The 23,297-nt window shown below is 55.9% G+C and carries 24 protein-coding genes, 1 pseudogene and 1 riboswitch; of the genes and pseudogenes, 3 read left to right on the top strand and 22 right to left on the bottom strand.

The window, feature by feature from the left end:
* The first annotated feature begins 57 nt into the window (after positions 1-57).
* Together FPZ49_RS08485 and FPZ49_RS08480 are read left to right on the top strand one after the other, a co-directional pair.
* Entirely contained in the window at positions 58-306 is a 249-nt protein-coding gene (locus FPZ49_RS08485) for a DUF5132 domain-containing protein (protein ID WP_144845510.1), read from the top strand.
* A gap of 10 nt (positions 307-316) precedes the next feature.
* Positions 317-541, top strand: a complete 225-nt coding sequence (locus FPZ49_RS08480) for a hypothetical protein (RefSeq protein WP_144845508.1) — start codon at positions 317-319, stop codon at positions 539-541.
* A 69-nt stretch (positions 542-610) separates the two neighbouring features.
* Here the strand turns inward: FPZ49_RS08480 and FPZ49_RS35455 are convergent, their stop codons facing one another.
* The 7 genes from FPZ49_RS35455 to FPZ49_RS35450 form a co-directional block, all read right to left on the bottom strand.
* Positions 611-817 (bottom strand): hypothetical protein, encoded by a 207-nt coding sequence (locus FPZ49_RS35455; protein ID WP_186445694.1) that lies wholly within the window; start codon positions 815-817, stop codon positions 611-613.
* A complete protein-coding gene (locus tag FPZ49_RS37440) occupies positions 742-966 on the bottom strand; it encodes a ferredoxin (protein ID WP_144845506.1) in 225 nt (74 codons plus the stop codon). The genes FPZ49_RS35455 and FPZ49_RS37440 overlap by 76 nt, the downstream gene beginning before the upstream one ends.
* A gap of 94 nt (positions 967-1,060) precedes the next feature.
* Entirely contained in the window at positions 1,061-1,261 is a 201-nt protein-coding gene (locus FPZ49_RS08470; protein WP_144845504.1) for a twin-arginine translocase TatA/TatE family subunit, read from the bottom strand.
* A gap of 25 nt (positions 1,262-1,286) precedes the next feature.
* The gene (tatC, locus tag FPZ49_RS08465; RefSeq protein ID WP_144845502.1) at positions 1,287-2,015 is read right to left on the bottom strand and encodes a twin-arginine translocase subunit TatC; all 729 of its coding nucleotides are present in this window, start codon (positions 2,013-2,015) and stop codon (positions 1,287-1,289) included.
* A 15-nt stretch (positions 2,016-2,030) separates the two neighbouring features.
* Positions 2,031-3,752, bottom strand: a complete 1,722-nt coding sequence (locus tag FPZ49_RS08460) for a GMC family oxidoreductase (RefSeq protein ID WP_144845500.1) — start codon at positions 3,750-3,752, stop codon at positions 2,031-2,033.
* 44 nt (positions 3,753-3,796) lie between these two features.
* Entirely contained in the window at positions 3,797-4,573 is a 777-nt protein-coding gene (locus FPZ49_RS08455; RefSeq protein ID WP_144845498.1) for a gluconate 2-dehydrogenase subunit 3 family protein, read from the bottom strand.
* 100 nt (positions 4,574-4,673) lie between these two features.
* Positions 4,674-4,847 (bottom strand): hypothetical protein, encoded by a 174-nt coding sequence (locus tag FPZ49_RS35450; protein WP_186445689.1) that lies wholly within the window; start codon positions 4,845-4,847, stop codon positions 4,674-4,676.
* Between the two features lie 88 nt (positions 4,848-4,935).
* Positions 4,936-5,019: riboswitch (cyclic di-GMP riboswitch) on the bottom strand.
* A gap of 406 nt (positions 5,020-5,425) precedes the next feature.
* On the opposite strand from FPZ49_RS35450, the gene FPZ49_RS08450 reads away from it, so the two are divergent.
* Positions 5,426-5,731, top strand: coding sequence for a DUF5658 family protein (locus FPZ49_RS08450; RefSeq protein ID WP_144845496.1), 306 nt, complete (start codon positions 5,426-5,428; stop codon positions 5,729-5,731).
* Here the strand turns inward: FPZ49_RS08450 and FPZ49_RS08445 are convergent.
* The 15 genes and pseudogenes from FPZ49_RS08445 to FPZ49_RS08375 form a co-directional block, all read right to left on the bottom strand.
* Positions 5,721-6,980, bottom strand: a complete 1,260-nt coding sequence (locus FPZ49_RS08445; RefSeq protein WP_144845494.1) for a methyl-accepting chemotaxis protein — start codon at positions 6,978-6,980, stop codon at positions 5,721-5,723. The two genes, FPZ49_RS08450 and FPZ49_RS08445, sit on opposite strands and share 11 nt — an antisense overlap.
* Before the next feature lie 47 nt (positions 6,981-7,027).
* Positions 7,028-7,810 (bottom strand): prepilin peptidase, encoded by a 783-nt coding sequence (locus tag FPZ49_RS08440; RefSeq protein WP_144845492.1) that lies wholly within the window; start codon positions 7,808-7,810, stop codon positions 7,028-7,030.
* A gap of 1,175 nt (positions 7,811-8,985) precedes the next feature.
* Positions 8,986-9,336 (bottom strand): annotated as a pseudogene (locus FPZ49_RS36370) (response regulator); the annotation flags it as partial.
* Positions 9,337-9,360: 24 nt separating this feature from the next.
* A complete protein-coding gene (locus FPZ49_RS08430; RefSeq protein WP_144845490.1) occupies positions 9,361-11,163 on the bottom strand; it encodes a hypothetical protein in 1,803 nt (600 codons plus the stop codon).
* 87 nt (positions 11,164-11,250) lie between these two features.
* Entirely contained in the window at positions 11,251-11,787 is a 537-nt protein-coding gene (locus tag FPZ49_RS08425; protein WP_144845488.1) for a PulJ/GspJ family protein, read from the bottom strand.
* A 7-nt stretch (positions 11,788-11,794) separates the two neighbouring features.
* Entirely contained in the window at positions 11,795-12,328 is a 534-nt protein-coding gene (locus tag FPZ49_RS08420) for a type IV pilus modification PilV family protein (RefSeq protein ID WP_144845486.1), read from the bottom strand.
* A gap of 24 nt (positions 12,329-12,352) precedes the next feature.
* Complete coding sequence (locus FPZ49_RS08415) at positions 12,353-14,710, bottom strand: vWA domain-containing protein (protein WP_222429887.1); 2,358 nt, start codon at positions 14,708-14,710, stop codon at positions 12,353-12,355.
* 49 nt (positions 14,711-14,759) lie between these two features.
* Positions 14,760-16,034, bottom strand: a complete 1,275-nt coding sequence (locus tag FPZ49_RS08410) for an S-layer homology domain-containing protein (protein ID WP_144845482.1) — start codon at positions 16,032-16,034, stop codon at positions 14,760-14,762.
* The gene (locus FPZ49_RS08405; protein WP_144845636.1) at positions 16,035-17,114 is read right to left on the bottom strand and encodes a type IV pilus twitching motility protein PilT; all 1,080 of its coding nucleotides are present in this window, start codon (positions 17,112-17,114) and stop codon (positions 16,035-16,037) included.
* A gap of 26 nt (positions 17,115-17,140) precedes the next feature.
* The gene (gene gspM, locus FPZ49_RS08400; RefSeq protein WP_144845480.1) at positions 17,141-17,839 is read right to left on the bottom strand and encodes a type II secretion system protein GspM; all 699 of its coding nucleotides are present in this window, start codon (positions 17,837-17,839) and stop codon (positions 17,141-17,143) included.
* Positions 17,840-17,846: 7 nt separating this feature from the next.
* Positions 17,847-18,461 (bottom strand): PilN domain-containing protein, encoded by a 615-nt coding sequence (locus FPZ49_RS08395; RefSeq protein ID WP_144845478.1) that lies wholly within the window; start codon positions 18,459-18,461, stop codon positions 17,847-17,849.
* A 7-nt stretch (positions 18,462-18,468) separates the two neighbouring features.
* A complete protein-coding gene (gene pilM, locus FPZ49_RS08390) occupies positions 18,469-19,473 on the bottom strand; it encodes a type IV pilus biogenesis protein PilM (protein WP_144845476.1) in 1,005 nt (334 codons plus the stop codon).
* Between the two features lie 70 nt (positions 19,474-19,543).
* Positions 19,544-20,227 (bottom strand): prepilin-type N-terminal cleavage/methylation domain-containing protein, encoded by a 684-nt coding sequence (locus tag FPZ49_RS08385; protein ID WP_144845474.1) that lies wholly within the window; start codon positions 20,225-20,227, stop codon positions 19,544-19,546.
* 41 nt (positions 20,228-20,268) lie between these two features.
* Positions 20,269-21,480 carry a type II secretion system F family protein gene (locus FPZ49_RS08380; RefSeq protein ID WP_144845473.1) on the bottom strand — a complete coding sequence of 404 codons (1,212 nt, stop codon included), beginning with the start codon at positions 21,478-21,480 and terminating at the stop codon, positions 20,269-20,271.
* Between the two features lie 49 nt (positions 21,481-21,529).
* Entirely contained in the window at positions 21,530-23,251 is a 1,722-nt protein-coding gene (locus FPZ49_RS08375) for a GspE/PulE family protein (RefSeq protein WP_144845471.1), read from the bottom strand.
* Between the last annotated feature and the right edge of the window lie 46 nt (positions 23,252-23,297).

Genomic DNA, 23,297 nt, shown 5'->3' with positions numbered 1-23,297 from the left:
TATAGGCTTTGCTTTTTTTATTTTCCACATGAGAGTGAAATTAGGAGGAATGAGTTCATGCTGGATAGACAAGCCGAAAAATGGATCGTCGGCGCTGCCTTGGCCGTCGCAGCCTCTACCCTTGTGCCCATACTCAAGAGCACATGGAAGCCTCTGGTCGAGGATGGCGTTCAAACCGGTTCAGGCTTGACGGATAAAATCAAATACGCCGTTCAGGTGGCCCGAGACGAAATCGAGGATATTGTTGCCGAAGCGCAATTTGAACGAATGAAACGAAGGCTGGACCAAGAAATTGCTTCAGAGTAGGAGGGACGGTGTGCAGGACCAAGCGATCGATCATCATTTGAAGGAAGCGTTGAAGCATCTGGAGCAGGCTGTGAACCAGAGCATACATACCGTCTTGGAAAATGACAACGCGCGAAAAGACATCGGGAAGAAGTGGGAGCAATTTCTCGGTGAATTTTATGGGCTGGTCAAAGAGAAAGGCAAAAAATCGCGGATTAATTTACTGAGCTGGATTTCGTTTGCCAAGATACGCTAGTGCTTCGGGAGAGCCGAAAACCCACGCTCACATTGGGTTTTCGGACTTCTGCCGATCACGTTTGAACACCTAAGAAACGCCATACCGCTGCAGCATCGCCGTCATGGCCTCCCTCATGCCGGATGCCGGCAAATGAATCCGATCCCCATGCCCCGGCAGCACCCATTCGAACGTCTCCTGCCGCAGCCGCTCGAGCGACTTTACTTGCTCCTTCCATGAGTACCAGCAGTAATCTTGGAAGCCTTCCAGCCCTTGCTCCTCCCGATTCCACGCCAAATGATTGCCACGGGCTGGCAGCTCACAGCCGAATATCCGCCGATTTCCGCGAACGTGTCCGGCGCTAACTGACGGCAGGTATCGCAGTTGATACAGGCGTCGTTAACATATAAATCGCCAGCCACATTCGTATTCAGTCTCCTAGCCATGCTTTGTTCATCTCCCTTCAAGGACAAAAAAAGCAGTGCTTCCTCACGAACCAGGAGCGGCACTGCTTTTTCCTCATTATACCATACATTACGTTCACATCGGCCTTTTTCCCTCATGCTCAATCATAGGATTGTCGTCCCGATCGTCCTCCACAATGCTGCGGGTAGAGTTGCGAAATTCACGCAGCGTGTCTCCGAACGCGCGTCCCAGCTGCGGCAGCTTGGATGGCCCGAACACAATTAACGCGATTGCCAAAATTAAAATCAACCCGGATACGCCGATATTGTTGAACATTCCGTTCACCTCTTTTCACATTTCCTTAGCTGTTGGCCAGTCTTTGCTGCATCGCTCTCCACTGCCAGCCGGCCACCATGGCGCTGATCTCGAACAACAAAATGAGCGGCACCGTCACCGAAAGGTGGGAGATCATATCGGGTGGCGAAATGCAGGAGCCTGCGATCGTCAGCCCGAGATAGGCGTATTTACGCGATCCTTTCAGCCGCTCCGGCGTCAGCAGTCCGATTTTGGTCAAAAACAGCAGCACCACGGGCAGCTCAAACGCCATGGCCATCGGAAACACCAGCTGGAACAAGAAAGCGAAGTAGCGGTCGATGCCGTACGTCTCTACCGCCCCGATCGTCTGATTCATGCGCATCATAAACCGGATCATCATCGGAAACACCACCCAGTAGCTGAACGCTGCGCCGATGAGGAACAGCGCAAAAGCCACAGGGATATACGGAAGCGCGCTCCGCGACTCGGCCTCGGTCAAGCCGGGCCGAACGAAGGCCCACACCTGGTAAAGCAGCACCGGCAGCGTGACCAGCAGCGCAAACAGGAACGCGCACTTCATGTAGATCATCAGCCCATCCGTAAACGAAAACACGTTCCACTGGATGTCCCCAATAAGCGGCTGCGTTTTCATATACAGCAGCAGATGCGGCGAGATGTACAGCCCCGCGCCCAGCGTGACCACGAACCAAGCCCCAACGATGAGCAGCCGCTTGCGGATTTCGGTCAAATGAACGATCCAATCCTCTTGGTCCATGCCATCCCCCTCGCTCTAAACGACCATACCGCCCTGCTTCAAATATTTGGCGATCCCCTCGACAGCCCTGTAGGCCAGCGCGCCGACTGTAGCCGTAGGATTGTAGCCGCTGTTATGGGCAAACGCCGACGCCCCGATCACAAACACATTCTCCGCATCCCACATCTGCAAATACGAATTGACGGCAGACGTCGACGGATCCGCTCCCATAATGACGCCGCCCGTGTTATGGGTGGACTGGTACGGAACGATATTATACGGTCCCAGCTGGTCGGAGGACCCTATGGTCGTCGGGCCCATCTCCTTCATAATTTCGGCCGCTTTGCCGCTGACGAATTTGATCATTTGCCGATCCTGCTCTTCAAAATCAAAGGTGACGCGGATCAGCGGCAGTCCGTAAGCATCCTTATAGGTCGGATCGAGGTCCAAATAATGATGTCTCCACGGCATGCTGCTGCCCTGAGGCGAGACGGCCAAAACGCTGTTCGCATATTTCAGCGACTGCTTCTTGAAGTCTTTGCCCCAGGCAGGCATCCCTTTCGGAACGGAGTTGGTCGCGATCGGCCGCTGCCCCGTCTGAGAGATTCGGATCCCCGCGCCATGGATGAAGTTAAGGTTGCTGTGGTCAAAGTTGTCACCGTTAAAATCTGGAATCTCCATCCCGAGTGACCCCGCCCCGGCATACAGGTTGAATTCTTTATTGTCAAAAAAGCCGGTTGCCGAGCCTCCATTTGTTTGGTAGCAGTAGTTTTTGCCGATAACACCCTTGCCCGTCGCCGGATCGTACGGCTTGCCCAGCTTGGACGTCAGCAGCAGCCGGACGTTATTGAACACGTAGCTGGCCATGATGACCACATCGGCCGGCTGCTCGAACTGCTCGCCGGTCACGGTATTCACGTACAGCACGCCGGTGGCTTTTTTACCGTCATTGAGCACCTGAACTACATTCGAGTAGGAGCGGAGCTCGAAGTTCCCCGACTTCTGGGCGATCGGCAGAACGGTGACGACCATATCCGCCTTTGCCCCATACTCACAGCCGAAGCGTTCACAGTAGCCGCAATATTGACAGGGCGCGCGCGTAATCCCATCCGGGTTCGTATACTGCTCCGACAGGTTGGCGGACGGCATCATGTACGGGTGGTAGCCCAGCTTCTTCGTCGCGTCTTCGAACAGCTTCAGCATGGGCGTTTTGGTCATCGGCTTGGTGGGAAACGGACTAGAACGCTTGCCGACCAGCGGATTCTGCTCTTGATCGCCCGAGATGCCCGCCATCTTCTCGAATTTATCGAAATAGGGCTCCAGCTGATCGTAAGTGACCCCCCAGTCTTGGATCGTCATGCCATCGGGAATTTTTTGCTTGCCGTATCGCTCCACCGTTTTACTGTAAATTTCAAAATCATAGGGCAAAAACCTGTACGTCTGCCCGTTCCAATGGATGCTCGCTCCGCCCAAGCCCTCGCCCAGCAAGAATGAGCCGTATTCGCGCATCGGGACCGCCGCCAGTTTATCCGTGTTCCGGAAGGTGACCGTCTCCTTGGACAAATCCTGCATCAGATCATATCTGGAAGCATAGCGAAGCTCGTCATGCACCATATAATAATCCTCCGTGGAGCGCGGCTTGCCCCGCTCCAACCCGACCACTTTGGTGCCCTGCTTGGTCAGCTCGGCGGCGATAATCCCGCCTACCCATCCCATCCCTACGATGACGACGGGGACCTTCGGCAATTTATTAGCCATATGTATGTTCCTTTCCTAAGTTTCCTAAGCATCGGCTAGGTGCATTAATGCGCCGCATAATGATCGTGCAGGCTGCGCGGCTCCATCGCGACGAACTGGTCCTTGTCCATAATCTCGGCGTAGCTCATCTGGTTGCCCGGGTATTTGCGCATTTTCCAGCCCAGCATATTTTTGTTGCCGCCGTACAGCGGATCCGAATAGACGCCTTCCATCACGAGAACCCGGAATTGGTTGAAAAAGGTTTTGCCCGTCACGCCATTGACGACGTTGATTTCGCCTTTTTCCATCGAGGTGAGAATCGCATCCTGCTCCTCCGGCGCCAGCTCCACGAACGACTTGGAATACTTTGATTTGCTCGTGTCCTCCAAGCTCTGCAGCCCCATCGTAATCAGCTCGTGCCGCTGAATGCTTAAATAATCACCCTGCGTCACTTCTCCTTTCACAAACGGCCCCATGCGATACGTGCGGGCATTCACGCCCCAGGGACTGGCCAGCTGATGGTCAATGTAAAATGCGACCCCCAGCTCCGCCGCGCCCGGACCGCTTTCGTCCTTGGGGAAAATCCGCTCAGCCGCCGCTTCGGCGATGGCCATCTGCGCCTGGTTGAAAAACATCGGTGCAACGTTAAAATCAACCGATGCCTGAGCCTGAGGCGCCGGAGATGGGGAAGGGGCGGGAGCCGCATTTTTTTTCTTAAAGCCTCCGGTGATCGCACTGCCAATCACGCCCCCCACCACCGCGCCGCCAATGGCGGTACCGGTATACTTCAGGAAACGGCGCCGTGAATCGTCAGGGGTCTGGTCAACGCGTTTATCTGCCACGAAGAATGCCTCCTTGGATTTTTATGTAGAACTGGTTACTTATGGATATCATGAGTCAGAGACGGTATTCTTATGCATAAGGATCAGCGATTCCATCGTACTATTCGGCAATAAAGCGCATGGACTGCACCATCTGCTCGGTTCCTCCCGCCATCAGCTGAACGGCGGCGGATGCCTCTTGAATTTGGGTCATCACATCTCTCACGGCTGATTGAATGGGCTCGAATGAAAACCCAAACAACACCTTCAGACGCAAGCTTTTCCAGTTCATCATTCATCTCTCTATGAGCTCTTACTCTCGCTCCGTCCAACAAAAAAAGCCATTCAATAGGGAAATTGAATAGCTCTTGCATCCTGCGCTATTCGGCAACCCGTAAACCTTAGCTCTAATGCCTTAGTCATGGCTTTGCGTCCTGGACTTTTGTACGGGCTTGCCTTTATCAATTCCCCCAATATCACAACCTATTTCCTATTTTGTATAGAATCTATATTTTTTAAAATTTTAGGAATATTTTCTCGCCCTGCCGCATATACATTTAGTACAAGTCTAGTTTTATAGCATTCGTGGCTATACTAGTGATAGGATCACAGCCGAGGAACGGGAGAGCGCAAGCGCCCGGGGTACTCTGAAGAGTGAAGAGGAACGAGACCTGAAGCTATTAGGCACAAGGCACAAGCATAAAAGCCGGACAAGCCCGCTTGACATCTATGCCGAGAAGGCTATACGCCGCCGCACCAAGCGCATCCTTATACCCAGCCTTATAATGCACCTGCATTGCATCTTTTTGTTCCCAAATTACTTATAATGAAGTCAACTCAAGTAGTTCAAATGTCCTGATCGGAGTGATTCGAATGAACCGACTGTTAATCGGCTTTGTGTTAATCGCCAGCGTCCTGGATGCCGGGCTTACGGATATAGGCCTTCGGCTTCACCTTATCGGAGAAGCGAATCCTATCATGGAGTTCCTTTATGAGCATATGTATCTAGGCTTTTATGCCCTAAAAATAGCATTGCCGCTGTCCCTATTCTTCCTCGCGGCGAGAATAGGAAAGCGGCTATTGATTAGAGGCTTGCTTAACTTGTCCGTGGTTGTCTATGTAGGCATTCTGCTGATGCACTACTACTGGATTACGAGCTCGCTGTCGGTCACAGTTTAAAAATTTGGATTGTCCGCTGCAGCTGTGTCACCATCCGGAGCATTTGCTCGGACTGGGAAACGACGGCGCGGACCGAGCTGGTCTGCTCGATCATCGAGGAGGACACTTGCTCCGTAGCGGCAGCCGACTCCTGCGTAATCGCCGAGATGTTCTCCATCGTGCCGGCAATCACCTTAGCGGCCTCCTGCATCTTCTGGCTCTCGCCGGTAAACACGTTCATCCGGTTCGTAATGAACTCGACGCTTTCGACCATTTGCCCGAACACCTTCTCGGTTTCGTCAATGGACAGGCTTTGGCGGTTTGCGATGTCTTCGTTGATCTGAATGTTTTGCCGGGCTTGCCGGATGCTGTGCTCGATGTTCCGCACCAGATGGAACACTTCCTTCGCGGAACGGGACGATTCCTCCGCCAGCTTGCGCACCTCGTGGGCAACGACTGAGAAGCCTTTGCCGTGCTCGCCGGCCCGTGCCGCTTCAATGGATGCGTTCAGCGACAGCAGGTTCGTCTGCTCAGCGATCTCGGAGATCGTGCGGGTGATTTTGCTGATGCCCATCGCTTCCTTCACCAGCTCATCGATCGTGCCCGCCACATTCGTCGTCGCGATCACGTTATGCTTCACGCTCTCCGCCTGGCTCTCGACTGCGCGCATCCCGCGCTGCACCAGCTCCAGCGTCTGCTCGCAGCGCCGGTTCATCTCCTTCGTCGACTCCGCATAGTCCGATACTTTGGACTCGATGTCCTTGACCACCGAAAAGCTGGTAAACACCGCGCCCGAAATTTCATTGGCACCGGAAGCCAGATTCGTGACGGAGCTGGTGGCCTCGACCAGCATCGAGTTGATGCCCTCATTTTTGGAATAAATGTCCCGGCTCGAATCCGCTACATGCTTGGAAATCGCCGTTGTTTCGTTAAGCAACTCCTTCAATTTCACGATCATCCCGTTGAACGAACGTCCCATTTCGCCCAAAGCGTCATTGGAGGTGGCATCGACCGTCTGGGTAAAATCTCCCTTGGCGATGTTCATCGCAATACGGGATACGTCCTCAATGGGCTCCGTCAGCGCTTTTTCCATAAAGTTGATGAACGGGAAGCTGATCAGCATCAGCACCAGGGACGACACCAACCCGATCACGACGGAAATGTTGGCTATCAGCATCAGGAACAAAATCACCAGGGTGTAAAACACAACGATTGTATAGTACCCAAGCTGCAGCTTCGCTCGGAACGATTGAGAACGAAACCAATCCATGAATCATCGACCTCTCTTTATGGTTTAAAATTCAGCAAGCCTTTGCCTTACAAGGTGATCAGATCCAAATACCACGATACGAGCGGATCGCCATAGCAATAGGAGACGAGACTGCCGACGGCAATGAAGGGACCGTACGGAATCGGTGTGCTGCGGCTCAGCTTGCCCGATCCGATCAGCGCCAGGCCAATCACACTGCCGAGGAGCGCAGACAGGAACACGCAGAGCAGAACGAGCTTAACGCCAATCACAAGGCCAATCAACGCCATCAGCCGGATGTCGCCGAAGCCCATCGCCGGCTTGCCCATCCACGTAGCGATCAGGGAGACGCTGATCAGAATGCCGCCGCCGAGCACGAAGCCCAAGGCGTAATGCCACAGCGGAAGCGGATGGTTCAGGAGACGCAGCAGCGTGAACAGCAGCATAGCCGGGTAGATGATTTTGTTCGGCAGCAGCATGTATTTCAGATCGCTCACAGTCAAAATCAGCAGCACGGACACGAGCGGATATGCAATCCACAGCTCCTCGAGATGATCAGGGAAGAGGAGGGGGAGGGCGGCGAAGAGCACGCCTCCGGCCAGCTCCCCCAGCATATAGACGCCGGATATGGGGGTCCCGCAGTAATGGCACTTGCCCTTTCGAAGCAGCCAGCCGAAGATCGGGATCAGGTCGACCGGCCCGAGCGTCTGATGGCAGCTGCCGCAGCTGGATCGGGGATGCACCACCGATTGCCCCCGGGGAACCCGAATCCCGACCACGTTAAAGAACGAACCGAACAAAGCACCGATGAAAAATAGCGGAACTAGTAAGACCCATAGCTGCCCATCCATAGCTGATTTCCCCTTTCAAAATAGAGCCGATGCCGGCGATGTCAATGACTCCCTTAATCCGCGCGCTTGGAAAACTCTCTCACACTGGAGCCGGAGTGATTCAATTGCGTATGCAGCCAGCTTGCCAGCTGGTTGAAGCCGTCGATCGTGAAGTTGATCGTCTGCTTCTGATTGCCGCTGCCGGTCATTTCGATGGCGACGCGGTTTTCGCTTTCCGTGCAGATGACGAGAAAATTAGTCATGTCCCCGCTCACTTCTTCATTCCAATTGCACATATAGCTGCTGGTGAAGCTGGTGAAGTTTTTCATCGGTTCATTCCCCCTGAATAAATTAATAATTTTCCCGCCATCTATTACGGACATGCTTGATTTCGAATTCGCTTGCTGCGCAGGCTCCGGCTCTACAGCTGCCGGGGGCTCTGGTGCCGCAGGAGGAGCAGCAGGCGGCTCCGGTGCGGTCTCGACTGATGGCGCTAGGACTGCGCTTTCTTCCTCCGCCATATTCAGCGTCAGGTCGTTCAGCTCCTCCAGGCTCAGCTCCGCTTCGTCCAGCTCGGACGGCAGCTCGACGGACGCCGCAAGCTCAGGCAGCGCTTCCGGCACCGCCTCGCTGAGCGGCGGCTCCGGCTCAGGCAGCTCCGCCGCCGGCTCTTCCGCCTCAGCGGCGAAGGACTCGCTTGCGAGCGGCTCGCTCTCGGACAGCTGCAGGCTGTCTTCCGCTGCCGGAGCAAGCCCCGCTTCCTCGGCCGCTTCCTCGACCACTGCCGAAGGCAGGTAAGCGGTGTCGCCCTCCTCCTGCAGCAGCTGCGCCAGCTCGAGGTATTCCTGCTCCGAGCGCGCTTCGGCCTCTTCGTCGGCGGCCAGCAGGCCCACGTCCGCCGACGCCTCCTGCGGCGCCTCCGCGGGCGCCGGCTCGGCAGAGGCTTCGAGCGCTGCGGCCGCTGCCGCTTCCTCCGCTGCGGCGGCCACCTCGGCCTCGGCAGCCGCTTCGGCTGCGACGGCCTCCGCCTCTGCCGGCACCGGCGCCGGGGCTTCTGCCGCTGCCGCAGCCTCGACCGCCGCCTCCGGCATCACGAGCGCCTGATCGGCCTCGGCCTCCAGCGCTTCTGGAGCCTCCGGAGCCTCAGCTGCCGCTTCCTCCAGCTTCGCCTCGCCGCCTGAACGGGGGACGCCGTACTTCCGGATAATTTCATTGACCCGGATCGGCTTGAACGGCTTCATCACATACCCGTTCGCCCCTGCCTTCAGCGCCTCGGAGATAAGGTCCTGCTGGCTCATCGCCGAGCAGATCAGGACGATCGCCTGCGGATCAAAACGGCGAATTTCCTTCATCGCCTCAATCCCGTCCATCTCAGGCATCGTGATATCCAGAATGACGACATCCGGCCGCAGCTCCTCGTAGCGCTGCACTGCTTGTCTGCCATTTTCCGCTTCACCAACCACCTCGTATCCGAACTGCTTCAAAATATCAGTCAGCATCTTGCGCATAAACTTAGTGTCGTCTACAACCAAAATTTTGAGTGACATAGGGGGTGCCTCCTTTCAAAATTTTCATTTCAAATACTGAATATCCTTCACAAAAACATTGAATTGGCTCGTGATCGGGATGCCGTAAGGGGGCTTGTCGTACAGGTTGTTATCGTAAAAAATTTGCAGCCTCGACGTATCCGCCGCCATACTCTGCTGACCCGGCTGAACGGTTTGCCCGCTCCACGCCGGTCCCGCATACACGGTCGGCGTGAGACCGGCCGAGGACAGCTCGCCGCGTACCGCGTTCAGCTCCACCCCGGATTCCCCGTGAATGCCGCCGAGCAGATTCAGCTTGGAGATGACGCCGTAGAGCGTCATATTTTTCTTCGAATACAGGAACGCCCTGACTTCCTCGTTGTTCTCGTTCGTGTTGTTCCCTAAAACAATCTCCCCGGAAGCGACAATAATGAGCGGGATCGGCTCGTCGGCCGCGTTCAGCTTCTTATTGATCGACTTCATCTCTTTCAGCTCTACATTGCCGTCCACATACACCGTGCCTTGGAGGCGAATGTTGCCGATAATCTTTAAATCGCCTTTGATATACATGCTGCCCCGTGGAAAATCAAACCCCTGGTTCAGCGTCACGTTTCCATCTACCGCTACAAACCGGTCCTCATCGACGTTCAGCTTCCCCCGCAAATCCGCCGCGACCAGGTTGCTGTCCGGCGACTTGATGTAGATGCTGCCGCGCTTCACCGTCAGGCTGCCATTCTCGTCATCCATCATCAGCACGCCGCTATTGACGAACAGGTCGGCATCAGCCGAGCCATTGCCATTCGTTACATTGCCTTGAACGGTGACCCATTCGCCGTCGTAAAGCACGCTGGAGGCATTCGCCGAGTTATAGAGCGTGTAATCCAGCAATCCGGTAACCGTCGAGCCGAAGCCCGTGCTCAGCCGGCTGTTCAGCTTCGTTTCCGCTTTGTCCTTCACATAGGCGGCGGCATCGACAGCGACATCATTATCCAGCGACGCATCCTCCAGCGGGAAATACTGGTCCGTAAAATAAGCCGGGTCGAGCAGGTCGCTGGAGGCATCGGTGCCGTCGCTGAGCTTGGAGTAGTACTTCTGAATGCCCCCGGCTACGCCGTCGCCATCCACCCGCAAAAATCCGCGAAGCGCCGGCAGCCCCGTCGGAAGCCCGTATTTGCTGCCCCGAACTCCGGTGAAAAACGCCTCGTCGCCGACAAGGAAGCTGTCTCCGCGAACGAGAACGTCGCCCGTCACATACGGCGTGCCGTTCATCGTTAAATCTTTGCCGCTCGACACCGGATAGCGGAACACCGGATTGATCGTGCTGACATAAACCGTCATCTGCTTCGTAACCCGCTTCTCGGGCTTGCTTTCGATGACGCCGGTGGACTTAATCACGAACTTGCGCACATACGGGAAATCCGGGCTAGTCACCGGCTTCACCGGGCTTAGCTCAGGATTCATCTTGGTCTCATCGGATAACAGCTCGATGTGGTAGGTACCCTTCTTGGCCTCCACATCCGGCTTGTCGTGCAGAAAAACGACGGCTTCGGCCAGCTTCGCGTCGACCAGATTGATTCGCCCGCGATAGTCGGTACCCTTCTCGCCTTGGGCGACGGCCCCGCGCAGCAGCGCCAGCGTATCGTCCAGCCCCTTCTGGGCGATGGCCTCCGCCTGGATGCCGCCCTCCGTCGTCACCGCCTGCACCATGCCGCCTCGCAGCACATCCATCAGCACAAGGCCGAGGACCGTCATCACGACGACGGCCAGGAGGGCGATGACGAGCGCAGAGCCTTCTTCTTTGCCTTGCCCGGAAGGGCCTTTGGCAGGGTCTTGATGCTCGGTGCGCATCGGTTCGATTTCCTCCTTTGTCGCAACCGTTACAGCCGGTGAACCCGATGTCGGTTGTCGACAGTGCTTTGTCATGCCGCTAGAATGTTAGTCGCTGCGAAACAGCGGGATTTGCGAATCGATCTCGAGCCTGGGGTTGTCCAGCACCTTCAGCGCTTCCGAGTGGCTTCGGATGTACGTCAGCCTCACCTGCACTAGGTCGTGACTGACTTCCGTCAGGCTGCCACCGTCGATCGTAAATTTGCTCCCGAGCTGAAATACTTGATCCGGCGGACCTGCGCTTGCGCCAGCCCTCCGCACCTCGATCCGGCCGCCCGAGACCGCATCCGGAATCAGCTTCATCACATACAATTCGATGTAGGCTTTCGGGTCAGCCGATTTTTTCGCATAACGGATTTCCGAGTCGGGCTGGGACTGCTGAACATAGATCGCATCCTTCAGCTCCGAAATAATTTGGCTGTACAACGTGTCCCCTTGACTTCGCATCTGGCTTTCCACGGTGACCCGCTTGTAAATGGAGATACCCATGACCAGAAAGGAGTACAGGAGGGTGGTCACCATGGAAAAGATGAGCAGCGCCGCCAGCACTTCGATCAAGGTCATGCCTTTTTCATTTTGCTGCACGGCTCAGCTACCACCTTTTCACGAGATAAGTATCCAGCGTTGTCGAGGCGTTCGGTGAAGGCGTGAACGTTTCGTCCCCCGACCAATATACCGTCACCAGCATCCGGGTTAAGTAACCATCCGAGGCGTCCAGCTTCGTGTCCAGCTCGCTTTTTCTCACCGATTGGTTGTCCAGCTCCACCAGATACCGATAGGTCGTCCCGTTGACGATGGTGCGATCGAGCCGCCCGAGCATCAGCCTCGTGGTGTGATCCTTCTCACTGTTGCCGGTGAAGGCATAGTACGAATCGCTCCCTAACGCCGTCTCCACGGACGCATATTGATCTTTGAAGTAGTCGCGAAGCTCCGCCGCCTTCAGCCGGGATAAATTCGAAGCGATAATGCGGCGGCTTTCTTCGGCCGATTTGTCCAACGCCTTCAAAAAATGGCCCATCAACGTGACACTGATAATCGCCATAATCGTGACGCCGACCAGGATTTCCACCAGTGATATGCCGTCTTCGTTAAGAATTGGCTTGCTTCTGCGAACATTACGGTACACGGCACGGCACCCTTTCTACTTGCGCTAATTGCGGTTTTGCGTCGTATCCATGCTGATCGGCATCGACTCGATGATCGTTTCAATGTTCTCGCTGTCCACCAGCTTCAGATGCACGTAGTAGGTGCCTTCCGTGGAATCCGTCTTGGTCGTTACAGTCAGACGCGATGCCGCCATCTTCTTCCACTCCGATGCCGCCGGTGTTCCCGAGGTTGTATTGATCACGTAGTACATGCCCTTCAGAGTAAATCCTTCTTTGAACACGTCGCCGAACGTCTTGTCCGACACCGGCAGCTTGAGGTTCTTGACGTTGACCGTAACCGGCTTGTCCGCGTACATATCTTGCGTATAGCCATCTGGGACGAGATCTGCGGAAGGACCCGGATTGACGACAAAATAGTCCGGCGCCGACTTCGACGCACCGCCCACCGAGGTCGCTTCGTACACGATTTGGTGCCAGCCGGCCCGATCATCCTTGTTGGTGTAGACATCACTCAGCTTAAACTTGTAGGAATAGGTGCTGCCATTCTTGGTGAATTGCCCTGCGCTCACGGTAATGGACGGGTTCTTGCTGCCGTCCAGCCACACTTTAATGCTGGAGAGCGGGCTCAGATCCTCCGTTGCTTCGATCGTGATCGTGGCATCGTCGGACGGATAGTCGATCGTCTTCTTCCAGCCGATCAGTGGAGGCGTGCTGTCCAGCGATACGGTCCTGGACGCCTGGGCGCCGCCCACTGGAAGGGAGGCACTGCCGCTAATCGCGTTAGTGAAGGCTCTAGCGTTCAGCGCGGTGTTGCCGCCATCCGGAAGCGTTACCGTGTCGCCGCTGGCGTACGCTCGCCATTCGCCACCGGCAATGTCGAATTCGTAGCCGGCAATGAACTTGGCGGAGAAATCGTCATTGGCGTACACCGTCGAAGCCGGAAGCTGCGAGGCGGAGCCGGAAATCGAAGTGAGCTTGCCTGGCCCCTTACGCCAGCTTGCATCCGGAATGACCGTTCCGCTGGCGTCCTTCAGCGTAAAGTCGGACGGTGCGGTCGGCTTGAGATCCCAACGGGAGCTGCCATTCTTGTAGCCCACCACAACTACCGTGTCGTTTTCTTCGAATTTGATGCTGGTTACGGACGAATTCACTTCATGAATGGTCCATTGCTTTGCTTTGTCGCCGGTACGGAAGCGGATGACATCACCGGAGGTTTTGCCTAAATATTCGTTGCCGTACTTGTCCACCGCCCGAACGTTGACCGAGATCGTCGAGCCGAAGGGGATCGTGAACTGCTTGCTGGCGCTGCAAGCGTCCTTGTAGGCAACCTGCGCGTCCTGCAGCTGGTAATCACCTGCCGCCGTGGTAGGAATCAAATGCAGCTCCAGCGGAATGCTGGTTTGCTGGAACGGATAAGCGACGTCCGGCACCGGAATGAGCGCTTCCTGCTTAGCGCTGTCAAAGGTGATGCCTGCCGCGTTGCGCCCCGGGGCGAGAATAAAGCCTGCCGGAAGCGGCTGATGCAGCACGATGTTCGACAGCTTCGCCGGTGCATCAAGTGTATGGATAATATTATCGAAAATATCGGAGAGCTGCTGCGTCGAGCTGGCCTGATAACTCGCTGCGCCTGTTTTCGTTGCGATGTATTGCAGCAAATTCAGGTCGATTTCAGTAGAGCCGGGCTCTGCCAGGGCGATAGTATACACCTTGACCCCCGTCGGGGCGATCAGATCCGCTGATTTCTTCGCTTCGTCCGCGGACTGTTGGTCCCCGCTCTGCACTTTCCCTTTGTCGTCCGTCCATCGTGTAGCCGCACCGTCCGTCAGCAGGATGACATACTTGGTCTGATTGACTCCGGATGAGGCCATCGTGGATTTCGCCAGTGTCAGCGCCTCATCGATATTCGTATAACTATACGGCTGCAAGGCGTTGATGGCCGTCTGCACACTCGCATAATTTGTAGTGAAACTTTTCTCGAGCGAAGCGTTTGTACTGAATTTAATCAAGCCGAGGCGATCCTGCGCTGCGGCCGTCGTCAATTTGTTCGTCAATGTCTGCGAGGACGTCTTCAGCATATCCATCCGAATCGGCGAGCTGCTGCTGGAGTTAATATGATTCGCCATACTTCCCGAGTAGTCCGCCACAAAAATAACGTCCACCGGATCCCGGTGGGTCGTCACCGTATGCGTGCCGCTCGGATTCAAGGTGTACCTCAGAATCAGCTCGTCGTTTTGTACAATTTCAGTTGCCGATAAGGTCCCTGTGCCTGTCATGCCAAGGCATCCGTCGTCCACCGCTAAGGCCACGCCTCCCGGCACGACCGCCGGCGCCGTCAGCGCCAAGGTCAGCACCCCCGCCAGCATTCCAGCCCGATGCTTCTTCCATCTGTTTATCCACTTCATCATTATCCCTCCCCGTAAAGGTGATGCCCCGCTGGGCTCGCTGTCTCCTCTAAAGCTGGAACAATCTCGAAATGACCTTGAACGCTTCCGCGCGGGTCAGCTTGCCATCCGGCCGGAACGTGCCGTCAGGATATCCTCCGACGATCCCGGCTCCAACCACCGCTTGAAGCGCCGCCTTGCTCGCCTCCGTTAAGCTGCCGGTGTCGCTGAAGCCCGGTGCTTCCGACGCCCCGCTACCAGCGGCACCATACTTCTGTAAAACGCGTCCGAGCAGCCCGATCATCTCGATCCGCGACATCGGCGCGTCCGGCTCGAACTTGAACGAGGCCGGCTTCTTATCAAGCAGCCCGAACTGCTGCGCTTCCTCGATCGCCGGCAAGGCCCAGTGCGTGTTCAGATCAATGTAGCCGAGCTCCTCGCCGGTGATCGTGCCCTTTCCAGCTGCGCTCAGACCGAGCGTCTTCACCAGCAGCGTGAGGAATTCCGCCCTCGACAAGGTGCGATCCGGGCGAATCGTATGATCGTCGTAGCCTTCGATGATCGATTTTTTCATCAAATCTAGAATCTCGTCCTTCGCCCAATGCGTAGTTGCATCGACCGGCAGCTTCGGCACCGCGATTTCCCCAAATCGCTTCAGCGCCGGTACGGTATCAGGGATCGCCGCTTCCTTCTTGATCGGGCCCAGATTCGTCGAGACCACTTCGCTCTTATCCATGGATATGTTGCCGTATACATGCAGCGCGATGTTGGATGTGACCTTGTCGCTGCCTGCTTTCTCCGCCTCAGGGTCGGTAGGAATATCCGCCCAAGGGTAGGCTCCCAAATACGCCTTCGACTTGAACATGTCCTTCGATGGCGAGGCAAAATACCCCGGGATCGTCGCGTCCAAATCCGTCACATGAAGCAGTACCTTGCCAGCGGTGCTCACGCGAAGCTCATCCCAATTCGTTTCCAAATCGCTGCCCTCGCGCACCAATACGCCCGTCCAAACGCGAACGATCGGACCCTTTTCATCAAAAGCAGTCACGACGGCATACGGCTCTTTGGATACGATCGTACCGATCTGCCACCCGGCCGTATTGAAGGTGATTCCTTCATACAGCTTGTTCCGCTCCAGGGAATTCAGCCCCTGCACTTGGCTGAGTGGGCTGCTCGAGACACTTACGCTTGCAACGGCTGGAGCCGCTGCGGCAGCTAAGGCTTCGCCTGCAAGCATCGAAGATTGCGAGACGATCGTCATAGTTACTAAGGCAGCAATTTTGAACCATTGAAGTTCAAAATGGCTGCGAGAAGCGAGCATCAGTCGCTTACGTCGGCTGTTCATTTAATCCTCTCCTAGGGTCATTTCGTATTCTCGGACGGCATCCCGATGGATTAAGCCCTCCTCGACGAGCGACTTCAAGCTCGAGACCATCGTCTGCATCCCGAGGTGGCGGCTCGTCTGAATGACCGATTTGATTTGGTAAATTTTTTCCTGTCGAATCAGGTTGGCAACCGCCGGCGTGTTGACCAGCACCTCCAGCGCCATGACGCGCCCCTGGCCGTCGATCCGGGGAACGAGCCGCTGGGACAAGACGCTGATCAGCACCGAGGCCAGCTGCACGCGGATTTGCCGCTGCTGCTCGGTCGGGAACACGTCGATAATCCGGTCGACCGTCTGAGGCGCATCCGGCGTATGGAGCGTCGCCAACACCAGGTGGCCGGTCTCGGCTGCCGTGATCGCCGTCTGAATCGTTTCCAGGTCGCGCATCTCTCCGACCAGAATCACATCGGGGTCCTGCCGGAGCGCCGCCCGCAGGCCGTTCGAGAATGACAGCGTATCGATGCCGATTTCCCGCTGCGCTACGAGGCAGTGCTTGCTCGAGTGAATATATTCGATCGGATCCTCCAGCGTGATAATGTGCTTGCGCTGAGTTTCGTTGATGAAGTCGATGATGGAGGCGAGCGTCGTCGATTTCCCGCTGCCCGTCGGCCCTGTACACAGTATGAGCCCCTGCTGCTTCAGCGCGAACTCGCGGACCAGATCCGGCAAATTCAGGCTGAACAAGGAGGGGACGCTCGATGACAGCACGCGGAACACCATGTTGATCGACCGCTTTTGCTTGAACACATTCCCCCTGTACCGGCACAAGCCGGGCAAAGCGAAGGAGAAATCGACCTCGCCCTTCTTGGTCAGCTGGTCATGCTGTTCGTTGGTCAAAATTTCTTTGGCCATGCGCTGTGTATCCTCAGGCCGCAGTACGGTGTCGATTACCTTGATCAGCTTCCCGTGCAGCCGCATGAGCGGCTCCGTCCCGGAGTTAATATGCAGGTCGGACGCTTTCGAGTCGTAGGAGATGCGAAGCAGTTCTTTCAGCGATAACGCTTGCGAAGCAGAAGCAGGTTGTTCGGCGATGGAACTCATCATGTCATCCCCTCTCTTAAAAAATGTTAGTACAGTGGGTTCGTCCGGCCCTCAGGCTTCGTGAACGGAACCGGCAACGGCGTTTTATAAAACTTTTGCAAGCCCGGAGCATAGTAGGAGACGAGCGACAGGCTAACCGCAATCTCGCGCCTTGGCGATTCCAGCTTGACCGGTGTGGAGGTCTTCATGGCAAACGACAGCTTATCAACCTGCATGAGCCGGTTTGACGATTGAAGCTCCTCCAGGAAGCGGTGCACCTGCTGGTAATCGCCTTTCGCAGTCGTGTTCAGCTTGATCGGGACGGCGAGCGACAGACTCGCCGCCGCAGGTGCCGCCTCCCCACCGCTGCCGGCTGCCGGAGCTGGCGCTTGCGGTTTGCCCGGCGCCTCAGGCTTGCCAATTTCAAAGTTGTAGCTTGCCAGCTGCATTTTGCTGACCGTTTCCAGCATTCGCATGCTACGAATCAATCCTTCCACATCAGGCACCTCGGGAACTCTGGTGCGCGCCTTCACCAGATTGACCTGCTCCGCCGCTCCTAACGCTGAAGCGCCCTCCGATTGCTTGTGTAAGGCATCCAGCTCCTTTTGCTTCTGCGCCAGCTGCCTTTCCAGGGACAGTCGTTCCGCGCGAATCGGTGAAACCAAGTTGACATAGACCATGACAAGCACAAGTGCCGCGACCACTGCGGCGAATATCTGGTTTCTTCTGCTGCTAAATACCCCCATGCGTCACTCAGCCTTTCTTGTTAGCATCCGCCGTAAATTTCAAGTCAAAGGTCGCCTGAATGACCGGCAGCGGTGGTGCTTCGGCATTGGCCGACGCGTTTTTGTCATCCGGAACGGCCGGCGTTTTCGTCATGCCGGTGGTGGAGATTAGGCTGAAGCTCCCCGAGGACTTCACCGCCTGCATAAATGCAATCACTTCTTCGGAGGAAGCGAAGTTGCCGGTCAGCTTGATCTTGCCGCCATCTTCAAACGAGAGTGAGGTCATGTTCGCCGCCGCAGGCAGCAACGGAGCCAGCTTATCTAATACCTCCGTTGCATTCGGACGGCTCTGGCTTAAGGCTTGCGGCAGCGCGATGAAATCCGCGATGCCCCCGATGCTCGGTGTCGTTGCCAGCTTGGACTGGCTTTCTTTAATTTGCGCGTTCACCCTCTTGAGCGATTCATTCGTCTGCGTGATGGCGGATTTCGAGCTGAACCAGATCCAGCCCATCGCGAGTGTCGCCGTTGCGAACATGACAACTAGAAGCACCGGAATGACGCGACTGTTGCTCCTGTCGTCCTCCATCCGGATCTGCAGCAAATTGATTTCGATGGACTGCGTCCGCTGCACCGCTGTATTCATGTGCCCCTTAAGCCCCTTTCATCGCCAAGCCTAGCGGCACGGCATACGAGTGATCGGAGGAGTCGTCGCTCTGCAGCACGCCCGCTAAAGGGAAGGCTGCGATTTCCCCGCTGAACGCTCCCTCCAGGTGCGCCGGCATGGCCTGAATCCAGTCGTGATCGCCCACCAGATAAATGAGCTGCACGTCCTCTTGATCCGTAGAGACCGAGTAGCGGAAGTAATTCAGCACGCGCCCGAGCTCCATCGACAGATTGCGGCCGTAGGCCGCGATCGGATCGGTGCCCGTATCCATAAAGTAGCTCGTATTGATCTGGATCGAACGCAGGAACACCGGGATGCCGTCGACAAAAATGCTAACGTCAGCGCAGTCCGGCTCAACATGCAGCAGCATGAACCGGTCCTTCATCGCGGAGCCGGTCTGTTTGGCATGGCGCACAAGAATGCGGTGCAGCGCCAGCGGTGCAAGATCGACACTAATGGGGATCAGCCCGGTCTGTTTGACGACACTGGCGTAGTTTTCTACGACCTCGGACGGCGTGGCGAAGATCAGGACCTCTTCCTGAGCTGACGGCTTCGCCTTCTTGCCTTTGCCATCCTCCTCCACAGCAGCTGCTGCGGCATCCTTTGGCGGGCCTAGGCGGACAAAGTCGAAGATCGGGTTTTTAAAAGGCAGCTGCTGGCCGCCATGCAGCTCCACGTCGATAAGATTGCGAAGCTCTTTATCTTTTAAAGACGAAAAGACCGATTTACGAAGAACGACGTTCGACATCGGGACGGTCACGTTCACCCGTGCCCCCTGCAGCCCTAGCTGCTTCACGATCGTCTCCATTCTTCGGACGACCGACTCCTCGTCCATGAATTTTCCATGTTTAATACTGCCTTTATCCAGCGCAATCGAATGCCGTTGGGTCACGGTAACCTGTCCCGATTGATTCATGATTTCTACCAGCTTGACTGCCGAATCCGAAATTTGCATGCCATAGGTGTATTTGCTCACTTTTTTTCCGAACATTGCGCGGACTCCTTTCAGTGATGCTTAATGGGTGGCGCGCCGCTTGAGGCGGCGCGCCTGGGGAATGCGATTATGGAGTAGGAGCAGTTGCCGTTCCGGTTTCAACGATATAGCCATCTGTACCGATGTTGGCTTCAAGCGTATGGTCTGCATACTTTTGAGCTGTAGTACCTTGGCCTACAAGGGTGACGGAATAAATGAAGTTATTGGTTGTAGCATCTTTTGCAATGTGGACGTAAGATCCAGCACCGGAATAAGTTGTAGCAGGTGTGGTTGCCGTTGCAGAAGCCGTACCTGGATCATAAGTTTGCGCTTTGTTCGACGGATCCTTCGGAATCACTTCCATGTAGCCCTTCGCATTCAGGTCAGTCAACGTAATATCCAAAGTAGTACCGGTTCCAGCCAGCGTTACTCCTTCATTCGATACGTACAATCTCGCTGCATCAATCGCCATGTGAGCATTCGAACGGTGCGCGTTGACTCGGGTCTTCTCAAGGATCGAGCCGATCGACGGAATTGCAATTGCCGCGATGATAGCGATGATAACGATTACTGCGAGTAACTCGATCAGCGTCAAACCTTTTTCATTCTTCATCATTTCACGAAGCGACATCTTTGGTGCGCGGAACCCTACAAACCGTTTTTTAGCTGTCATTTCCATCTCAATTCCACCTTTTCGCATAGTTTGGTTTTCAAGCGGATTATGTATAGCTTCAAAGCCATAGCCTTGCTGAACTGCCAACCGTTGTGACATGTCTCTATTCACCCCCTTTCAAGCTGAATGCGATAGCTTTTTTATTTAAGAAAGTTATCGTACATTTTGAACATCGGGCTCATGATGGCCGCGACGATAATCCCAACTAAGCTGGAGACGATGAGCAGCATGAGAGGCTCGATGACAGCCTTGAGCCGGTCGACGCTTTGATCCACATCGGATTCGTAAAATTCCGCAATCTTCATCAGCATCTTGTCCACCTGCCCCGTCTCTTCCCCGACGATCAGCATCTGAACGACCATTCGCGGAAACAGCTCGCTTTTCGAGAACGGATCGGACAGCAGCTTGCCCATCTGCAGGCTATCCTTCGCTTCCCGCAGCACCTTGGCCATCACCCGGTTGCCGACGACCTTCTCCGTCACATCCAGTGCTTGCAGCACCGGTACGGCGCTCATGAAGAGCGAAGACATCGTGCGTGTCAGCCGGGCAATCGCCGCCTTCTTCAAAATGATGCCGAAGATCGGGATGCGAAACTTCACGGCATCGACGACAAATTTGCCTTCATCGCTCGCCGTAAACGCGCGGTAAGCGAAGATCAGCGCCGCTATACCGGCAAGGAACATCCACCAATACTCCACAATGGCATCGCTGGAGCTCATCACAAACTTGGTGATCCATGGGAGCTCCGCCCCTTGATCCATGAACATATCCGCAAAGGTGGGTACGATCTTGATGAGCAGGAAGATGACGACGAACACGGCGATAATCATAACGATGATCGGATATGTCATGGCCGATTTGACCTTCTGAACCGTCTTGTGCTCCTTCTCGTAATGGTCTGCCATCCGGTCGAGCACGTCGTCGAGGTTCCCGCCTGTCTCACCGGAAGCGATCATGTTGACGAACATCTCGGGAAAAATTCTTCGGTGCTCGCTCATCGCCTTGGATAAAGAGTGCCCGGTTCGCACCTGCTCAGCGACATCGCCCAGCGCCGCCTTCAAGTTTTTCGTGGCGGTCTGGTCCTCCAGGATCGTCAGCGCCTGGTCGATCTGGATGCCGGAGCGAATCAAGGTCGCGAACTGCCGGCAGAAGATGACGAAGTCTTCCAGCTTCACCGCCCGCCCGATGGAAATCTCCTTGTCCATCGCCGTCGCTTTTTTCTCCTGCATGCTGCGGATGATGTAGCCTTTGCCGCGAAGTTCGCTGATCGCCGCATTCTTGTTCGGGGCGCGAAGCACGCCCTTCAGCTTCTTGCCGCTGTCGCTTACGGCCTCGTATGTGAAATTCGCCACGCTGTGTTCACCTCAACCTTCAACCCTTGATGACAACGGCAGGGTACGATTACTCGTCCGACACCGCTTTCAAAACTTCCTCTACCGTGGTATGTCCTTGCCGCACCTTCAGCAGTCCATCGTACATCATGTTCTGATAGCCGCTGATGGCCAGCTGCTGCTCCAGCTCGTTGATCGGGCGGTTCTGCACGATCAACCTGCGCAGTGACTCGTCTACGACGAGAATCTCGTGCACGGCAACCCGTCCGCGATAGCCGGTCTTGTTGCAGGTGCCGCAGCCCTTACCGCGAGTCACCATCACGCTGCCGCCGGACATCGTCGTTCGCACGACGCCGCCCGTGCCGGTGCTCGCCAGCTTCTGCTCCTCCTGGGCGTGCAGCCCGTACGCCTCCAGCAGCTTCATCTCATCGTCTCGGGCCGGCACCTGCTGCGCGCATTCCTTGCAGACCCGGCGGACAAGCCGCTGAGCTACCACGCAGGAGAGCGAGGAGGCGATCAGGTACGAATCGATGCCCATATCGACGAGTCGGCTGATCGTGCTGACCGCGCTGTTCGTATGGATCGTGCTGAACACCAAGTGACCGGTGAGGGAGGCGCGGACCGCGATCTCCGCTGTTTCCGCGTCCCGGATCTCCCCGACCATGACGATGTTCGGGTCCTGCCGGAGGATGGAGCGGAGACCGGAGGCGAAGGTGAGCCCGATCTGCGAATTGACCTGCACCTGGGTGACGCCGGACATCCGGTACTCGACCGGGTCCTCGACCGTGATAATCTTCACGTCGTCGCCGTTGAGCTGTCCAAGTGCCGAGTACAAGGTCGACGTCTTCCCGCTTCCCGTCGGACCGCTGATCAGAACAATGCCGTTCGGCCGCTGAATCATCTTGTCGAACTTCAGCAGATTCGCATCGCTTAAGCCTAGCTCGGCAATCTTCTTCATCCCCGCGGATTGATCGAGAATCCGCATGACAATGCTCTCGCCGTGCACGGTCGGCAGCGTCGAAACCCGGATGTCGATCCGTCTCGAGTCGACCTGCATCTGAATGCGTCCGTCCTGCGGCAGCCGCCGCTCAGCGATGTTCAGCTTGGAGATGATCTTGAGTCTGGCCGTCAGTACGCCCTGCATATGCTTGGGCAGCGCCTTCTCGGTCCGCAGCACGCCGTCGATGCGGTATTTCACGAGCAGCTGCTTTTCCTGCGGATCGATATGGATGTCGGACGCCCGCTGCTGCACGGCGGACTGGATGATCTGATTGACCAGCTTGACGATGGGCGAGCCTTGGTCCTTCGCTTCCTGCTCCTCATCCTTGAATTCCATCTTGTCCAGGTCAACCATCAGTTCCTCGACCGATTCCTTCAAGCCGTAATTCCGCGTAATCGCCTGCTCCACTTCCGTGCGTATGGCGATTACCGGCTGCACGTTCATGTTCGTCGCCATCCGGATTTCTTCAATCGCGTCGTAATTCAGCGGGTCGACCATCGCCACCTTAATTTTCCCGTTCTTGCGTTCAATCGGGATGACGCAGTGCTTGCGGGCCAGCGACTCGGGAATCAGCTGCACCGTGCTCATATCCAGCGGGGTCTCGAACATATTGACGACCGGAAACCCCAGCTGGAATTCCAGCACTTCCACGAGCTGCCGCTCCGTAATCAGTCCCTTGTCGATCAGAATTTCACCCAGCTTTTTTCTCGTATGCACCTGCTGCTTGAGTGCCTGCTCCAGCTGCTCCTCACTTATGAGGCCGTTCATGACGAAAAGTTCACCTATGCGCATCAGGGTCCTCCTTCCTGGTAGTTAACTGCACGTACCTATGGATGTC

Origin of the sequence: Paenibacillus cremeus (assembly GCF_007786445.1) — a bacterium.
GTDB lineage: Bacteria > Bacillota > Bacilli > Paenibacillales > NBRC-103111 > Paenibacillus_G > Paenibacillus_G cremeus.
The sequence above is the reverse complement of the archived record's forward strand: the minus strand, read 5'-3'. Positions and strand labels throughout refer to the sequence as shown.

What these genes read in the sequence shown, in the direction of transcription:
- FPZ49_RS08405 (WP_144845636.1), bottom strand. Translation starts at nt 17,114, where the DNA reads ATGAGTTCCATCGCCGAACAACCTGCTTCTGCTTCGCAAGCGTTATCG.
- FPZ49_RS37440 (WP_144845506.1), bottom strand. Translation starts at nt 966, where the DNA reads ATGGCTAGGAGACTGAATACGAATGTGGCTGGCGATTTATATGTTAAC.
- FPZ49_RS35450 (WP_186445689.1), bottom strand. Translation starts at nt 4,847, where the DNA reads ATGATGAACTGGAAAAGCTTGCGTCTGAAGGTGTTGTTTGGGTTTTCA.
- FPZ49_RS08410 (WP_144845482.1), bottom strand. Translation starts at nt 16,034, where the DNA reads ATGAACAGCCGACGTAAGCGACTGATGCTCGCTTCTCGCAGCCATTTT.
- pilM (WP_144845476.1), bottom strand. Translation starts at nt 19,473, where the DNA reads ATGTTCGGAAAAAAAGTGAGCAAATACACCTATGGCATGCAAATTTCG.
- FPZ49_RS08440 (WP_144845492.1), bottom strand. Translation starts at nt 7,810, where the DNA reads ATGGATGGGCAGCTATGGGTCTTACTAGTTCCGCTATTTTTCATCGGT.
- gspM (WP_144845480.1), bottom strand. Translation starts at nt 17,839, where the DNA reads ATGGGGGTATTTAGCAGCAGAAGAAACCAGATATTCGCCGCAGTGGTC.
- FPZ49_RS08445 (WP_144845494.1), bottom strand. Translation starts at nt 6,980, where the DNA reads ATGGATTGGTTTCGTTCTCAATCGTTCCGAGCGAAGCTGCAGCTTGGG.
- FPZ49_RS08385 (WP_144845474.1), bottom strand. Translation starts at nt 20,227, where the DNA reads ATGTCACAACGGTTGGCAGTTCAGCAAGGCTATGGCTTTGAAGCTATA.
- tatC (WP_144845502.1), bottom strand. Translation starts at nt 2,015, where the DNA reads ATGGACCAAGAGGATTGGATCGTTCATTTGACCGAAATCCGCAAGCGG.
- FPZ49_RS08460 (WP_144845500.1), bottom strand. Translation starts at nt 3,752, where the DNA reads ATGGCTAATAAATTGCCGAAGGTCCCCGTCGTCATCGTAGGGATGGGA.
- FPZ49_RS08395 (WP_144845478.1), bottom strand. Translation starts at nt 18,461, where the DNA reads ATGAATACAGCGGTGCAGCGGACGCAGTCCATCGAAATCAATTTGCTG.
- FPZ49_RS08415 (WP_222429887.1), bottom strand. Translation starts at nt 14,710, where the DNA reads ATGAAGTGGATAAACAGATGGAAGAAGCATCGGGCTGGAATGCTGGCG.
- FPZ49_RS08485 (WP_144845510.1), top strand. Translation starts at nt 58, where the DNA reads ATGCTGGATAGACAAGCCGAAAAATGGATCGTCGGCGCTGCCTTGGCC.
- FPZ49_RS08470 (WP_144845504.1), bottom strand. Translation starts at nt 1,261, where the DNA reads ATGTTCAACAATATCGGCGTATCCGGGTTGATTTTAATTTTGGCAATC.
- FPZ49_RS08450 (WP_144845496.1), top strand. Translation starts at nt 5,426, where the DNA reads ATGAACCGACTGTTAATCGGCTTTGTGTTAATCGCCAGCGTCCTGGAT.
- FPZ49_RS08430 (WP_144845490.1), bottom strand. Translation starts at nt 11,163, where the DNA reads ATGCGCACCGAGCATCAAGACCCTGCCAAAGGCCCTTCCGGGCAAGGC.
- FPZ49_RS08375 (WP_144845471.1), bottom strand. Translation starts at nt 23,251, where the DNA reads ATGCGCATAGGTGAACTTTTCGTCATGAACGGCCTCATAAGTGAGGAG.